The sequence below is a fragment of the Mesorhizobium sp. P3_A8 genome, assembly GCF_056402995.1.
Genome location: NZ_JBFUGI010000006.1, coordinates 145,638 through 161,089, shown reverse-complemented (window position 1 = coordinate 161,089; position 15,452 = coordinate 145,638). Strand labels below are relative to the sequence as shown.

The 15,452-nt window shown below is 62.3% G+C and carries 15 protein-coding genes and 2 tRNA genes; 12 read left to right on the top strand and 5 right to left on the bottom strand.

Annotation, left to right across the window (positions count from 1 at the left end; genetic code table 11):
- Nucleotides 1-27 precede the first annotated feature (27 nt).
- A complete protein-coding gene (locus AC1DX4_RS16070; RefSeq protein WP_477221238.1) occupies nt 28-1,263 on the bottom strand; it encodes a M20 metallopeptidase family protein in 1,236 nt (411 codons plus the stop codon).
- The gene (locus AC1DX4_RS16065) at nt 1,250-2,428 is read right to left on the bottom strand and encodes a M24 family metallopeptidase (RefSeq protein WP_477221237.1); all 1,179 of its coding nucleotides are present in this window, start codon (nt 2,426-2,428) and stop codon (nt 1,250-1,252) included. Before AC1DX4_RS16065 ends, AC1DX4_RS16070 begins: the two co-directional genes overlap by 14 nt.
- 217 nt (nt 2,429-2,645) lie before the next feature.
- On the opposite strand from AC1DX4_RS16065, the gene AC1DX4_RS16060 reads away from it, so the two are divergent.
- From AC1DX4_RS16060 to mctP, 10 genes are all read left to right on the top strand, one after another.
- Nucleotides 2,646-3,812, top strand: a complete 1,167-nt coding sequence (locus AC1DX4_RS16060) for an ROK family transcriptional regulator (protein ID WP_477221236.1) — start codon at nt 2,646-2,648, stop codon at nt 3,810-3,812.
- The gene (locus AC1DX4_RS16055) at nt 3,809-4,573 is read left to right on the top strand and encodes an ATP-binding cassette domain-containing protein (protein ID WP_015318182.1); all 765 of its coding nucleotides are present in this window, start codon (nt 3,809-3,811) and stop codon (nt 4,571-4,573) included. The genes AC1DX4_RS16060 and AC1DX4_RS16055 overlap by 4 nt, the downstream gene beginning before the upstream one ends.
- Nucleotides 4,574-4,613: 40 nt before the next feature.
- Nucleotides 4,614-5,654: a sugar ABC transporter substrate-binding protein gene (locus AC1DX4_RS16050; RefSeq protein WP_477221235.1), complete on the top strand. Its 1,041-nt coding sequence runs from the start codon at nt 4,614-4,616 to the stop codon at nt 5,652-5,654.
- 118 nt (nt 5,655-5,772) lie between these two features.
- On the top strand, nt 5,773-6,768 hold the full coding sequence (locus AC1DX4_RS16045; RefSeq protein ID WP_477221234.1) for an ABC transporter permease: 996 nt from the start codon (nt 5,773-5,775) through the stop codon (nt 6,766-6,768).
- 13 nt (nt 6,769-6,781) lie between these two features.
- Nucleotides 6,782-7,552 carry an SDR family oxidoreductase gene (locus AC1DX4_RS16040; protein WP_477221233.1) on the top strand — a complete coding sequence of 257 codons (771 nt, stop codon included), beginning with the start codon at nt 6,782-6,784 and terminating at the stop codon, nt 7,550-7,552.
- A 162-nt stretch (nt 7,553-7,714) separates the two neighbouring features.
- Nucleotides 7,715-7,942, top strand: coding sequence for a hypothetical protein (locus AC1DX4_RS16035; RefSeq protein WP_477221232.1), 228 nt, complete (start codon nt 7,715-7,717; stop codon nt 7,940-7,942).
- 259 nt (nt 7,943-8,201) lie between these two features.
- Nucleotides 8,202-9,587 carry a two-component system sensor histidine kinase MctS gene (gene mctS / locus AC1DX4_RS16030; protein WP_477221231.1) on the top strand — a complete coding sequence of 462 codons (1,386 nt, stop codon included), beginning with the start codon at nt 8,202-8,204 and terminating at the stop codon, nt 9,585-9,587.
- The gene (gene mctR, locus AC1DX4_RS16025; RefSeq protein ID WP_477221230.1) at nt 9,584-10,228 is read left to right on the top strand and encodes a two-component system response regulator MctR; all 645 of its coding nucleotides are present in this window, start codon (nt 9,584-9,586) and stop codon (nt 10,226-10,228) included. The genes mctS and mctR overlap by 4 nt, the downstream gene beginning before the upstream one ends.
- A 291-nt stretch (nt 10,229-10,519) precedes the next feature.
- Nucleotides 10,520-10,717, top strand: coding sequence for a DUF3311 domain-containing protein (locus AC1DX4_RS16020; protein WP_477221229.1), 198 nt, complete (start codon nt 10,520-10,522; stop codon nt 10,715-10,717).
- Nucleotides 10,707-12,182: a monocarboxylate uptake permease MctP gene (gene mctP, locus AC1DX4_RS16015; protein ID WP_477221228.1), complete on the top strand. Its 1,476-nt coding sequence runs from the start codon at nt 10,707-10,709 to the stop codon at nt 12,180-12,182. The genes AC1DX4_RS16020 and mctP overlap by 11 nt, the downstream gene beginning before the upstream one ends.
- Before the next feature lie 57 nt (nt 12,183-12,239).
- On the opposite strand, the gene AC1DX4_RS16010 is transcribed toward mctP, so the two are convergent.
- Nucleotides 12,240-13,037: a M15 family metallopeptidase gene (locus AC1DX4_RS16010; RefSeq protein WP_477221227.1), complete on the bottom strand. Its 798-nt coding sequence runs from the start codon at nt 13,035-13,037 to the stop codon at nt 12,240-12,242.
- Nucleotides 13,038-13,106: 69 nt separating this feature from the next.
- Nucleotides 13,107-13,182: transfer RNA gene (locus tag AC1DX4_RS16005), tRNA-Val, on the bottom strand.
- Between the two features lie 217 nt (nt 13,183-13,399).
- Here AC1DX4_RS16005 and AC1DX4_RS16000 point away from each other — a divergent pair.
- Nucleotides 13,400-13,476, top strand: a tRNA-Asp gene (locus tag AC1DX4_RS16000).
- A gap of 354 nt (nt 13,477-13,830) precedes the next feature.
- Nucleotides 13,831-14,346 (top strand): hypothetical protein, encoded by a 516-nt coding sequence (locus tag AC1DX4_RS15995; protein WP_477221462.1) that lies wholly within the window; start codon nt 13,831-13,833, stop codon nt 14,344-14,346.
- A gap of 173 nt (nt 14,347-14,519) precedes the next feature.
- Here the strand turns inward: AC1DX4_RS15995 and rbsK are convergent, their stop codons facing one another.
- Complete coding sequence (gene rbsK / locus AC1DX4_RS15990) at nt 14,520-15,449, bottom strand: ribokinase (protein WP_477221226.1); 930 nt, start codon at nt 15,447-15,449, stop codon at nt 14,520-14,522.
- Nucleotides 15,450-15,452: the final 3 nt, after the last annotated feature.

Genomic DNA, 15,452 nt, shown 5'->3' with positions numbered 1-15,452 from the left:
GAGCCGACCCTGGACCGCTTGGGTCAGTCAGCTATTTTCCGGTTGCACCGATAGAAATCTGGTCGCCGCAGCAACCAGCGTGGCCGTGCCAATCTTCAAGGCCGCCTCATCGACGCGAAATTTGGGATGGTGAAGCGGAAAGACCGATCCGACCGCCTCGTTGCGGATTCCAAGCCGGAAATAGACCGAGGGGCGCTTCTCGCTGTAGTAGCCAAAGTCGTCGGCAATGGTCCATCCGGGCGTGTTGAGGACATTGTCGGCGCCGACGCAGGCCTTGCCGCTGGCGGTGACCAGCTCCGCCATCTCGCCATCGTTGACGACCCCCGGTTCCCCCTTGTGGATGACGAGTTGCACACTGGCGCCGTGGCTTGTCGCGATGCACTCGAGGATTTCGCGTACGCGGCGCCAGGCCCGCTCGCGGGTCGCGTCACTGCCGCTGCGGATGGTGCCTTTCAAGGCGACCTTGCCGGCGATGACATTGTAGGCGCTGCCGCCATTGATGCCGGTGACTGAAATGACCAGGGGATCGTAAGGATCGATTTCGCGCGAGACGATCTTCTGCAATTCCCCGACCATGGAGCAGGCCACGGCAATCGCATCGACGCCCTCATAGGGTTTTGCCGCGTGCGCCGCCTCACCGATGACGATTGCATCGAACGTGTCGCACGCCAGCGTATAGGGACCTGAACGGACCGCGATCTTGCCGGACGGCGTGTAGGGGTCGACGTGAAGGCATATCGCGGCGTCGATATCGTCGAGCAGCCCCTCCTCCACCACACGTTTGCCGCCCGAGGGCGAATCCTCTTCGGCCGGCTGGAAGATCAGGCGGACGGTTCCGCCAAAATCGGCCCTTGATCGATGGAGGTGCGCGGCAACCGCGAAACCCATCGAGGCGTGGGCGTCATGGCCGCAGGCATGCATCACGCCGGGATTTGTCGATGCGTAGTCGACACCGGACTCTTCTTCGATCGGCAAGGCATCGATGTCGGCGCGAATGGCGATCTTTCGGTTCGACGGCTTGCCGGTGCCGACAATGTCGACCGCAAGGCCAAAGCCCGCGACATCGCGAATATCAGTGATCCCCTCGCCGGCCAGCATCTGCCTGAGATAATTCTGCGTGTTCGCCTCGCGGTTCGACAGTTCCGGATTGCGGTGCAGATAGCGGCGGATCTCGATCATCTGGTCGAGGATGCCGGCATCGATATCGACCGCGCCGAGACTGGCAACACCGCCTGCCATGGCCGAACCCTCAGGATTTGACATGGATCTCTCGCGGGAACTTCGTCAGCGTCTCATAGCCGGTTTCGGTGACCAGAATGGTCTCGCTGATCTCGATGCCCCAGCCGTCCATCCACATGCCGAGGATGGAATGAACGACGTTGCCGGATTGAAGCACCGTCTTGTCGCCTGGCCGCAAGCTGATCGTGTGTTCGCCCCAATCCGGCGGATAGGCGACGCCGATCGAATAACCGATGCGCGACTCCTTCTTCAGCCCGTAGCGTTGAATGACCTTGCGCCATGCGCCCTCGACGGCTTCGGCAGTCGTTCCCGGCCTGACCGCGTCGAGCACCGCGTCCATGCCCTCGATCACCGCCTTTGCCGTGTCCGCGACACGCGTCGGCGTCTTGCCGAGCTGCATCGTTCTCGCCAGTCCGGCCGCGTAGCGGCGGCAGACGCCGGCAAGTTCCAGCGCAATCGTCTCGTTGGCTCCAAACCGCCGGTCGCTCCACATGATATGCGGAGCCGAGGCATTCTCGCCACCGAGGATGGTCGGCGGAAGAGCGGTGATGTCGCCGGCAAAATCCGGGCTGCCGGCGATCTGCGCCGCCTGGATCGAGGCAATGGCGTCGCATTCGCGCACGCCGGGCGCGATCACCTCGAAAGCCCGCGTAACGGCGGCCTCGGCCAAGGTCGAAGCCTTGCGCAGATAGGCGATCTCGGGCGCCGATTTGACCGCACGGATCCAGTTCACCAGCAGATCGGCATCATGCCATTTCGCGTTGGGAAGGCCAGCAACGAGGCGAGCATGCGCTTTCGGCGAGAAATAATAGGCTTCGAGTTCGATGCCGATATGTCTGCTACTCCAGCCCTTGGCGACGATCCAGCTGGCGATCCAGTCCATGGGGTGACGATCGGCACGCTGAACATGATCCTCCGGGAACCCAACGACGTTTTCGGGCTTCATCCAGGCCGTCAGCAGACCACCTGCAGCATCCATGGCGCGTCCGATCCAGACCGGCTCGACCTGCTCGATCGGAATAAGCACCACCTGCGGCGTGTAGAACGACCAGCCATCATAGCCGGTGATGTAGTGCTGATTGGCGACGTCGTTGACGACAAGGAGTTCGAGACCGCGCTTCGCCATCTCGGCGCGGATCTTGGCAAGCCGCTGCTGGTATTCGTCGCGGGCAAACGGCAATTCGATCATCTCTGCTCCATGCTTTGGTCAACGGTTGCGAGGCTTGCCCACCATTGAAGCGGTTTCGCTATGGCGGCAATCAGCCAAGCGCGGCACGTGAACAGGGCCTAGGCTAGGTGCGGCTTGCTGCTCTCCCAGGATTAGAACGCGATCCCGATTTATTTTTGAATTCCATTTGACTGAATAAATCTTTGATGCGAACCTAACGTCAACTGGGGCGCAAGGCATGGCATTGCGGGGGACCAATCAGGAGTTCGGGCGGCCGTACAACCGGCGCATCGTGCTTGAATCCATCCGCCTGCATGGGCCGATCGCCCGCGGCGAGATTGCCAGCCGCGTCGGCCTCACCGTCCAGACCGTGTCGACCATCGTTCGCGAGTTGGAGGAGCAAGGCTATATCCTCTCCGTGCGCGAGGAACCCAAGGGGCGCGGCCTGCCACCGGCGACGCTGCGCATCAATCCCGAGGGCGGCTATGCCGTCGGTATCCACATCACCCCGCTCGGCATTAACGCCGCCTTGATCAATCTGAGCGGCGACGTGATCGAGAGCGCCTACCGCGAGGCGCCGAACGCGACGCCCGACCACGCCTTCGAGCTGATCGGGGCCATGGTGTCTGAATTGACCGGATTGCGGGTCGGCGGACGGGTTCTTGGGGTTGGCCTCGCCCTGCCCGGACCGTTCGGGGTCGAATCCATGAGTTTTGTCGGCCCGACCACAATGACCGGCTGGAAGGATGTGGCGCTGCGCGAGCGGCTGGCCGCCTCGACCGGACTGCCGGCCTTCTTCGAAACCGACATGGCGGCAGCAGCCATGGGCGAGCGGCTCTACGGCCTCGGTGCCCAATTCTCGGAGTACTACTACCTCTATTTCGGCGTCGGCCTTGGCGGCGTCATGGTGCATGACGGCAGTGTGCAGCGTGGCGCCTGGGGCAATGCCGGCGAGGTCGGGCACATCCCTGTCGTTCCCGGCGGCGAGGCTTGTCCGTGCGGCAACACAGGCTGTCTCGAAAGGTACCTCTCGCTCGAGGCGCTCCGGCGCTGGAACGGCTCAGAGGCCGATTGGGTCGCGGAAGTCGCGCCGATCTTTCACAACGCCATCGCCGTCATCGAGAACCTGTTCGATCCTGAAACGGTCATCCTCGGCGGGCTGGCGTCGACCGATCTGCTCGAACGGCTGGCCGGTTCGGCTGACGGCCTGCACAACTCCGTCTCCGCACGCAAGGACCGCACGACGCCCCGGGTCATGGTCGCGCGCGGCGGGCAGCATTCCGTGCTGCGCGGAGCCGCCGCCCTTGCGGTTTCCGGAGTGCTGTCGCCGCGCTTCGGCCAGATGTTCGCCGCCGAGCGCGAACACGGCCGCGATCTTCTGACAGCCAAGGAGATTGCGGCATGAGCGAACCGCTGCTGGTGCTCGACAACGTCACCAAGAACTATGGCGCCATCGAAGCGCTGAAGGGGATCAGTTTCTCGATCGGCAAGGGCGAGGTCGTGGCGTTGCTCGGCGACAACGGCGCCGGCAAATCCACGCTGGTCAAGATCATCGCTGGCGGGCTCGAGCCGACCTCGGGCCGCATGCTGTTCGAAGGCAAGGAGTTTCTGGCCAGGTCGCCGGCCGAAGCCAAGGCGGCGGGCATCGAAACCGTCTACCAGGACCTGTCGCTGTGCACCAATGTCGACGTGGTGGCGAATTTCTTCATGGGCCGCGAGATCACTAGGAAGGTGCTTGGCATTCCCGTGCTCGACGAGCGCGCCATGGAAGCCGTCGTCGGCAAGGCGCTGGCCAGCGCCGGCACCCGCATTCCGTCGCTGCGCACCAATGTCGAGCATCTCTCGGGCGGCCAGCGGCAAGCCATCGAGCTCAACCGGTTCGTGCACTGGGGGGGCAAGCTGGTGCTGCTCGATGAACCGTTCGCCGCCCTTGGCGTCGAGCAGACGCGGCGCGGTCTTGAGATGATCCGCCAGGTGGCAAGCCAGGGTATCGGTGTCGTCATCATCACCCACATCATGCAGCAGGCCTTTCAGGTCGCCGACCGGATCGTGGTGATCCGGCAAGGCGTCGTGGCGGGCGATGTCGCACGCAACAAAACAAGTCCCGACGCGGTGATCAACATGATCACCGGAGAGACGCTTGCCGGTGCCGGACCGGCAGGCTGAGGGACAAAAGAGGGGTCCGGCTTAACAGGGAGCCAACGACATGAAGCGAATACTTCTTGCTGTCTTCGGCATCCTGGCACTGGCCTTTGCCACGCTCACGCCGGCATTCGCGCAGTCCAAGGGTGTCGTCTATTACATGGTGCCGACACTGCTCGACGAGTTCCAGACCGGCTCGGTGAGCGCTCTGGAGCTGTTCCTGAAGCAGACCGGCTACGAGATGAAGACGCTGAACGCCGACAACAAGACCGACGCCCAGCAATCGCAGATGAACGACGTCATCGCGCTCAAGCCGGCCGCGATCATCCTCGCGGCTGTCGACTTCAACGCGCTGAAACCGTCCATCGAGGCCGCGCGCGCCGTCGGCATTCCGGTGGTCGAGTTCGACCGTCAGATCACCTCGACGCCTTCCGACTTCACCTCGGTCGCCGGAACCGTCGAGATCGGCTATGTCGCCGCCGACCAGGCCGAAAAGCTGCTGAAGGCCAAGAACGGCTCGGTGAAGGGCAAGGTCCTGCAGGTGCTCGGCGATCCCGGCGACCCCTACACGCTCGACATCCAGAAAGGCTTTGAGGAGAAGTTGAAGGCGTTTCCGGACGTCAAGATCATCTCGCTTCCGGCCATGCAGTGGGAAGCCAGCAACGCCGGCACCATCGTTGCCGACCAGATGCTGGCCAACCCCGACATCGACCTGATCTTCAGCCATGCCGCTCACCTCTCGGTCGCCGCCGTCGCCTCGCTCGAGGCCGCCGGCAAGAAGCCGGGCGATGTCATGCTGATGAGCTCGAACGGCGCTCCGGTCGGCCTCGACCTGATCCGCAAGGGCTGGCTCAATGTCGAAGTCGAGCAGCCGCTCTATGCGCAGGCAGCGGCAGTCGCCATGTTCATGGACAAGGTGGTCAAGAAGCAGGAAATCAAGCCCGGCGAATATGACGTGCTTGGCCTGAAATCTACCGTGACCAAGGAAGCCTGGGGCCCGAACATCAAGATTCCAGGTGCGGCCATCACCAAGGAAAACGTCGACAACCCGGCCTTCTGGGGCAATCAGAAGCCGCCGACGGACACCGTCAAGTCCGTCGAATAGGCACGTCGCCTGAAACGCTCCGGGTCCTCTCGGCCCGGAGCCGATTCTCCGCAATTCCAATCCGCCTGAACTCGACGAAATCGAGACGATTTCGCGGGGGCGCCAACCGGATCAGCCCATGAACCCTCGCACCCGCCATGCCCTGGAGTTCGTTCTCGACAACCTCGTCTGGTTCATGCTGCTGTTCGTGCTCGTGGTCTTCTCCATCTTCGTCCCGAACTATTTCCAGCTCGGCATCTTCGCCAACATCATTGAGGCCTCGAGCGTGCTCGGCGTCATGTCGATCGGCCTGGCGCTGGTCATCATCGCCGGCCACATGGACCTGTCGGTCGAATCGGTGGCGGCGCTCAGCGCCATGGCGGTCGGCATCCTGTTCTGCTCGTCAGGCATCGGTCTTGGCGTCCAATTGCATCCGGAATGGCTGATGGTGCCGGTGTCGCTGCTGCTGGCGCTGGCCGTCGGCGGCCTGATCGGTGCCTTCAACGGCTATCTGGTGGTCAAGGTGAAGATGAGCGCCTTCATCATCACGCTGGCGTCCTACATCTGGGTGCGCGGCCTGGTGCTGGTGATTTCGGGCGGCCGCTCGGCGCAGGATCTGGCACCTGCGATCCGCTGGTTCGGCATCCAGCGGCTGATCGGCCTGCCGCTGACCGCCTGGATCGCCATCGCCTGTTTCGTCGTCTTCTCGCTGATCATGGCCAAGACGCCGTTCGGCCGTCATCTCGTGATGATCGGCGGCAACGAGACGGCGACCTTCCGCGCCGGTATCCGGGTCAACCGCAACCTCATCATCGCTTTCGTGCTTGCCGGCGCCATTGCCGGCCTGGCCGGCTGGCTGCTGGCGATCCGCACCTCGGGTGCCACCGCCAATCTCGGCGTCGGCCTGCTGTTCAACGCCTTTGCCGCGGTCGTCATCGGCGGCGTCAGCCTCAAAGGCGGCGTCGGCACCCTCCCCGGCGTTTATGCCGGTGTGCTGCTGCTCTCGGCCATTAATACGGCGATCAACCTGATGGGCCTGCCGGCCAACTTCACCCAGGTCATCCACGGCCTGCTGGTGTTGGCCGCCGTGCTGCTCGACGCCTTCAAGCAAACCATTCGCCAAAGACTCGCATGACAGGACGGCTCACATGACCGGACGGCTGAACGACAAGGTCGCGCTGATCATCGGCAGCGCAAGCGGCATCGGCAAGGGCACCGCACTGCGCTTCGCTGAAGAAGGTGCCAAGCTGGTGCTCGCCGACACCGAGGTCAAGGCCGGACAAGCGACCGCGGATGAGCTTGGCGCCGCTTTCATCCGCACCGACATCTCCTTGATGGCCGATGCAGAAGCCGCCGTGGCTCTGGCTATGAAACACCACGGCCGGCTCGACATCATCGTGCAGAATGCCGGCATCTACCCCTGGCAGCTGATCGAGAACACCAGCACCGACGACTGGGACCGTGTCATGGCCGTCAACCTGCGTGGCACCTTCAATGCCACCCGCGCGGCACTGGTGCCGATGAAGGCGCAGCGCTACGGGCGCATGCTCTACACCTCTTCCATCACCGGCCCGCATGTCACCAGTCCCGGCCACGGCCATTACGCGGCGACCAAGGCAGGCATCAACGGCTTTATCCGTTCGGCCGCTCTCGAATTCTCCGGCTACGGCATCACCGTCAACGGCGTCGAGCCCGGCAACATCCTGACCGAGGCGATCCAGCAGCATCGCGGCGCGGCCTACATCAAGAACATGGAGGATTCCATCCCGCTCGGCCGGCTCGGCAGCCCACGCGATGTCGCCAACGCCTTCCTGTTCCTCGCCTCCGACGATGCCAGCTACATCACCGGCACGACCATTGTCGTCGATGGCGGCCAATTGCTGCCCGAAGGCAAGGATTTCCGGATGGTGCCGCCATAATCCTTGCATCGACGGCATTGGATCGGCCGCCTCCTGACCAGAGGCGATAAGGACAAGCCGTCGCTCGGCGCATCAGCCGCAAGTATTCCCTCAAAAGTTGCATGGAACGGATCCGCCGCCCAAGGGTTGTCTATCAGTGCTAGTCAACCGAGGGGTTTGCGAATGGTCGACGACATCAGAACAAGCCATATCTACCAGCGGGCTCATGCTTTGGCGGAAGGTGGCGTCCACAACTCTCCAGCCGAGATTGTTGCCGAGTTGCTAGCTGAGGGTTACCCGGAAGCAGCCGAGCTGTTGAACACCGAGAACATCCGTGCCGATCTGCGCCGGGTTTGTGACGGAGCCGCCGATGGACAGCGAACCACTCCGTATTGGGACCTTCGCCACTGACACGCCAGCTTGGGTCTTTTTGCTCTGCCCACTGGCTAGATGGTTGAATCGATACCGAAGGCCAATTGCAGGGCCAAGTTTGCACAAACGCGCTCCTGATGAGGGTTGCTCCAATTGCTGACGCGATTCCGCCCTTGCCGCGGCTGGGATGTGCGGACTCGTCGTCCAGACTTGACCCATGACGGCGTTGCCGCCTTATTGGCCGAGCCTTCGTTGTTCACACCTAAGCGAACGACGCGGGACATGGGAGGATCTCCAATTGACGCTGCGGTACCAGATAATCGCGCTCGCGATCGTCCCACTGATGATCGCGATCCTGGCGATCACCACGTTCATCACCTGGCAGTCGGCAAACCTTGCCAAGGACAATATCGACACGTTCGAGCAGAACATGCTGAAAGCCAAGGAAGCGGAAATCCTCAATCTGACCAACCTCGCCCTGTCGGCCATCGATAAACCCTATCGCGATGCCGGCGCCGACGATGCGGCCGCCAAGGAAAAAGTCGCTGATATCCTTACCTCGCTCGACTATGGCGAGGACGGATATTTCTTCGTCTACGACTATGACGGCAACAACATCGTTCACCCGCGCCAAAGTTTCAGGCACGGGCGCAACTGGCTCGACCTGACGGATGCTGACGGCGACAAGGTCATCGCCGAGCTGATCGCCACGGCGAAATCCGGCGGTGGGCTGCATCACTATAAATGGCAGAAACCGTCGACAGGCCGGATCGCGGACAAATTGTCGTTCGTGGTCGGCCTCGACAAGTGGAAATGGGTGGTGGGAACCGGCGTCTATCTCGATGATGTCTATGCCCAAACCGCCGCCGCCAACGCCAGCATGCGCACGAATATAAGGAAGACTTTCGTGATCGTGGCGCTGGTCGCCGTTCCGGCAGTGCTCGTGGTTTTCACGACATGCATGCTTTTGACATTTCACGAACGCCGCATGGCCGATGGCAGGCTCAAGCAGTTGACCCAACGGGTGATCGATACCCAGGAAGAGGAGCGCTCGCGCCTGGCCCGCGAACTGCATGACGGCATTTCGCAGAATCTCGTCGGCGTGCGCTACGCCATGGATCTTGCCGGCAGGAAGGTCCGCAACCATGTCGACGACGCGGCCCTGACCATCGAACGCGGCGTGGAGGCCCTCAACGGCGCGATCAAGGAGATCAGGCGGATGTCGCACGATCTTCGCCCCCGTGTCCTCGACGATCTCGGCTTGACCGCCGCTCTCGAGGCGCTCTGCTACAATTTCGCGGAGCGGACGGGCATAGAGACCGAAATCGAGGCATCGGGCTTTACGGACGGCTTGCAGCCGGCGGCCAGCACAGCTCTCTACCGCGTCGCCCAGGAGGCGTTCAACAATGTCGAACGGCATTCCGGCGCCACCCACCTTGAGGTCAAGCTCTGGAGCGAGGGCGGCCGCGCACGGATGACAATCTCCGACAATGGCACCGGCTTTGACGGCGGCAACGACAGTGCCTCTGGCAAGACCGGCCTTGGACTGCGCAACATGCAGGAGCGCATGGCGCATTTCGGCGGGCTGCTGCTGCTTGACGGCCTGCCGACCGGCACGACGCTGACAGCAATGCTGCCGAAATCTGCCAATATGCCGGCCAGCGAGCGAGCCGTTGCCGCATGAGCGAACGCCGTGTGATCAAGGTTTTGCTGATCGACAACCATCCACTGGTTCTGGATGGCTTGAAAGCGGTGCTCGAGACGTTCGACCATATCGAGGTCGTCGGTACGGCCGGTCTCGCGCATGCCGGCCTGGACATAGGCCGCCTGACCCGGCCGCAGGTCGTGCTGATGGACATCAACATGCCGAAGCTGAGCGGCATAGATGCGATTGAACTGTTCAGACGGGAGCTTGCCGACGCCCGGATCGTGATGCTCTCGATGCATGAGAGCCGCGAGTACATCTCTTCCTCCGTCATGCATGGCGCATCGGGCTACATCCTCAAGGATGTGTCGACGGACGAGATTGTCGCCGCGATCGAGACGGTGGCTGGCGGCGGGACATATTTCTCGTCCGGCGTCTCCGACCTGCTGATGGAACGCGCGGCGCAGGACCAGGTGAATCCGCTCACGCCGCGCGAGCGTGACATTCTCGGCCTGATCGTCGCCGGCCAGAGCAACCGGGAGATCGCGGGAGCGCTCGGGATCACGGCCGCCACGGCCGAGACGCATCGCAAGAACCTCAAGAAGAAGCTCGGCATCGCCACGACGGCGGGGCTTATCCGCTACGCCCTCGATCATGGGATCGTATCAAAAACCGGCTGATTCCCGGTCTACCCACTTCTGGGTAGACCCTTGGATTTCGGCACCGCCTCCATCTTGTGAGGACAAAAACGCTGCCATAGGGGTTCACCACGGCTGGCCGTGAAAGGGCGAGCCGTCGGGAGGAATTCACTGTGTCGATGCCATGCCGGAACAACCGCCGATGGGTCGCGAACCTGTCGCCGCGGAGAGCCGCCGCGCGGATGTTTCCACGGCCGGTGACAGTGCCCTGCCTTCCGTGCCGGCAACTGCAACATGGCGGCCCATATCACGGCGCCTGGAAGGTATCTCGACATGGAAAAACCTCGCAGCAAGGCGGCCTTGTGGCTGCTCGTCATTCCGTATTTAGGCCTGCTCTGGCCGCCTTTCTACAATGTCCGCGAGCCGGCCCTGTTCGGCTTTCCCTTCTTCTACTGGTACCAGCTTGCCTGGGTGCCGATCACCGCGACGCTGACCTGGATCGCCTATCGGAGCACGCGCCATGACGACTGAAATCAATCCCGCGGCGCTCGCCGTCTTCATCTTCTTCTTCGTGCTCGTCACGGTCCTGGGCTTTGTCGCCGCCCGCTGGCGCAAGCCCGAGACGCTCGCCCATATCGATGAATGGGGTCTTGGCGGGCGCAATTTCGGCACTTGGATCACCTGGTTCCTGATCGGCGGCGATTTCTACACCGCCTATACCGTCATAGCGGTCCCAGCGCTGGTCTATACGGTCGGAGCCTATGGTTTCTTCGCCCTGCCTTACACAATCGTCGTCTATCCCTTTGTCTTCATGGTCATGCCGGTTCTTTGGAAACGGGCCAAGGAGTTCGGCTATGTCACGGCCGGCGACGTCGTCCATGGCCAGTATGGATCGCGCGGTCTCGAACTCGCGGTTGCTGCAACCGGCGTCATCGCGACGATGCCATACATCGCGCTTCAGCTCGTCGGCATGACGGCGGTGCTGAAGGCGCTCGGCCTGCACGGTGAACTGCCGCTTGCGATCGCCTTCATCGTGCTGGCGCTTTATACCTATTCGGCCGGATTGCGCGCGCCTGCCCTGATCGCCTTCGTCAAGGACATCATGATCTACATCGTGGTGATCGCCGCTGTCGCGCTTATCCCTTCCAAGCTCGGTGGCTATGCCAATGTCTTCGCCTCGGCCGATGCGGCCTTCCAGGCCAAGGGTTCCGGCAACCTGCTTCTCGGCGGCAACCAGTATGTCGCCTATGCGACGCTCGCCCTCGGGTCGGCGCTCGCAGCCTTCATGTATCCGCATACGCTGACCGGGATTTTCGCCTCGAACAGCGGCAACACGATCCGTAAGAATGCGATCCTGCTGCCGGCATACACGCTGCTGCTCGGCCTGTTGGCGCTGCTCGGCTATATGGGGCATGCCGCCAATCTCAAACTCGACAGTGCGACCGATGTCGTTCCAACCCTGTTCAAGGTGCTGTTTTCAGGGTGGTTCTCAGGCTTCGCCTTCGCTGCGATCGCGATCGGCGCCCTTGTCCCGGCGGCGGTGATGAGCATTGGCGCGGCCAATCTCTTCACTCGCAATTTCTGGAAAGCCTACGTCAATCCGCAAGTGAGCGACGCCGGTGAAGCCAAGGTCGCCAAGATGACCTCGCTGGTGGTGAAGGTCGGCGCCCTGCTGGTGATCATTTTCCTGCCGACGCAATTCGCGCTCGATCTGCAATTGCTCGGCGGCATCTGGATCCTGCAGACACTGCCGGCCCTGGTCTTCGGGCTCTATACCAACTGGTTCCGGGCCCCGGCCCTGCTGGCGGGCTGGTTCGTCGGCTTCTTTGGCGGCACCCTGCTCGTTTGGGATGCCGGCTGGAAACCGCTGCACGCGATCAGCCTCGGAGGCGAGCCCTTCACGGTCTATACCGGGCTGCTTGCATTGGCCGCAAACATCGCTGTGGCGGTGGCGGTCAATGCCGTCGTGCCGGCACGAGCCACTTCGCGGGCATAGCTCCAATTCTCGCGAAGGATCGCGAAAGCGGTCCTTCGCGAGAAACCCCACCGGCGATCAGCTGGACTTCTTGTACAGCAGCAGCTCGGGCCGGTACTCAAAATGCATGGTGTCGTAGTGATACCAGCGCCCGCCCCAGATGAAACCGTTTTTCTCAAACAGTTCCACGATTTGCAGGGGAATCCGGTTCTTGAACGGGATGTGGGCCTTCGGGTTGGTTTTGTTTCTGTTGTTGTACCAATAGTCTGAGAAGCCGACATTGATATCGAAGGCTGCTCCGAAGGAGTGGACGCTCAACCGGTTCGTGCCGGCGATGGGCCGCCAGACAAAGCCGCCTCCGGGCTTGAGCCCATAACGGCTAAGCTCCGCGGGCATGGCCTCGAGCGCGTCGGAGACCTTGCCCAGCCGGTCGTTGATGCCGAAAACCCTGGTGACCTGAACGGTCTTTTTGCCAAGTTTCGGCAGCCATTTGACGCTGGCGATGTGCTTGCCCACCTCCCCGGCACTGGCGCCGTAGAGTTTTTCGAAGAAGGCTTCGTTGCGGACACGGCCGGGATCGAAATCCTCCGCCGGGACCAGCGCGCCCTCAGCTGCCGTCGGGTAGACGTAACGAAACATGTCTTCGATGTCGGGGCTCTCCAGCAGCGCATCGGCGTCGCGCGCCTTGCCGTCGTCCCACACCATCGTGGTGCCGTCAGTCCAGGTCAGGACATTGCCCGAGATGGTGAATAGCCCGGGATAGGCCTTGAGCAAGGCGGCCTTGGCGGCCGGCTGATCGACGCCGTCGCCGGCATCCCCTGCATGGGCGAAGCGTCCGGTACCACTGATTGCCAACGCAATCACCAGCAGCAGCAAGCGCCCTGGATGCCTGGTCATTGTCCTGCCTCCGGGAAGGGCCAATCGCATTTCAAGACGATGCTGGAATGGTGGGCGATGACGGGCTCGAACCGCCGACATCTTCGGTGTAAACGAAGCGCTCTACCAACTGAGCTAATCGCCCGCTCCGGCGCGGACCTTTAAGCGGTCAGGATCGGCTTCGCAAGGCCAAATGAACACGCAGCGCCCTGTTCGCGGGCCGGATTTGTCAACAAAACGCCGGCTGTCAAAAAACCTTCTCCAGTTTGCTGTTATGATGGTTTGGTGCGCTTGACACCCGGTGGCGAACCCCTTATCCAGCGCCCCAACGACGAACACGGCTGACACGTGCTCGTCAATGCGCGGGTGTAGCTCAGTTGGTTAGAGTGCCGGCCTGTCACGCCGGAGGTCGCGGGTTCGAGCCCCGTCACTCGCGCCATTTCTCTCAAGGGTTTCAAACCCTTGGCACAGAGAAATGTCGACAAGAATTGTCAAAGTCCACTTCCAGAAATGAAGTACGAGGCGCGGTCGATGATCGTTACCAGCGCCAGTCGTATGCAGCCGACAGTCTTCACAGCCGGCTTCAAAAAAACAAACATGCATGCGTGAGGGTGTGGCAAACGGGACGCCACTCCAATAGGCTGAAAAGCAGCTCCTGAACGACTTGGGCCTGGGTTGAGCCGCGTTTGATCTTGCGAATTCCGCTTGCGGATTTGCCCACAAAGCGCTCGATTCATTTCGCAGGTAGCGGAGCTGCACCAGTTTGCTGCCGAAACGGTATGGAGGACTTATAGTGTCAATCGCACCAAACATTCCTATGCGCACGATATTCACGCTCGTTTACCTGGGTGCCGTAACGACGGTCGCCACCGCCCTTTTCCCGGCGACCGCGTCGGCCGACCGGCTGCAGCAGTGCGCGCGCGAGGGCGGCATCTGCCGTCTGCCGTATCCCGCCGAGGTGGTCTACGGCGCCCGGGGCCGCACAACCTCGCGCTATTTCGAGCGAAACGCGGTACCCTGCACAAATCGCGTTTTTGGCGACCCCGCACCGAACAGGCCAAAGTCGTGTTTCATCGTCATGCGCGACCGCGACCAGTCGGATGACAATTACGACGAGCCGCGCCGCGAAAGATGGGCGGCCTGTGCCGACGAAGGCGAATACTGCGACTTCGATGGCCGCAAGGTGGTCAGATACGGGGCGCGCGGCCGATTCACGCAGGACGTGTTCCGCAATGGCGTCCAATGCGACAATGATTCATTCGGTGATCCCGCGCCCAATCAAGAAAAACGCTGCTACATCAAGCAGTAAGTGATCGGGCTATCGCCTGCGGGACATCTAAAGCGCGTCGCGTTGAAGCGAATTCTTGCGACGCGCTTTAGGCCCTTGTTTTCATGCACGTCATTGTCTGAAAACCGAGGCCCCTTTTGGGGCGACATGCATTAGGGATGGAACGGCCTGATGGCTCCGCGAGCCTCAATGTCTCAACCCTTCGCCAGCAGTGCCTCGACCTCCTGCAACGTCGGCATCGACGGCGCCGTGCCCGGGCGCGTCACCGAAATGCCGGCGACGGCGCAGGCGAAGCGCACCGCCTGCAGCGGCTCCACGCCTCGCGACAGCGCTGCGGCAAAGCCGCCGTTGAAAGCATCCCCAGCACCGGTGGTTTCGACCACCGGCCCGGCACTGATGGCGGGGACATGGTCGGAGCGGTCCTTCGAGTGCAGCAGCGCGCCCTTGTCGCCGAGCGTGACAATGACCGTGCCGACGCCCTTTTCAAGCAGCTTGCCGGCGGCGGCGCGCGCCTCATCGACCGAAGAAACTTTCAGTCCGGTCAATTCCTCCGTCTCGGTCTCGTTCGGCGTGAGATAGTCGCAGAGCGTATAGATGCGGTCCGGAAGCTTTGCCGCGGGAGCGGGGTTGAGGATGGTCGTCACCCCTGCCCCGCGCGCGATCTCAAGCGCCCTGAGCGCCGCGTCGATCGGCTGCTCGAGCTGCGTGACGAAGACGCCGGCGCCACGAATCAAATCCCCGTTGGCCTCGATATCGGCCGACGAGATCAGCATGGCGGCGCCAGGGCTGACGATGATGGCGTTGTTGCCGCTGCCCTCCTCGACGAAGATGTAGGCAGCACCGGTATAGCTGTCCGGCGTGTCGATGACGGCGCTTTTCACGCCGGCATCCTTCCAGGTCCGCTTGGCCATGTCGGCGAAGGCATCGACACCAAGCCGGGTCAGGAAGGTGGTGTCGGCGCCGAGCTTGCCGGCGGCAACGGCCTGGTTCGACCCTTTGCCGCCAGGGCCCAGCTTGAACGAATTGCCGAGGATCGTCTCGCCCATACGCGGCTGGCGATCCGCGCGATAGGCGGTGTCGGCGACAAAGACACCCAAAATGACGACAGGCTTGCCGGTGGCCATGCT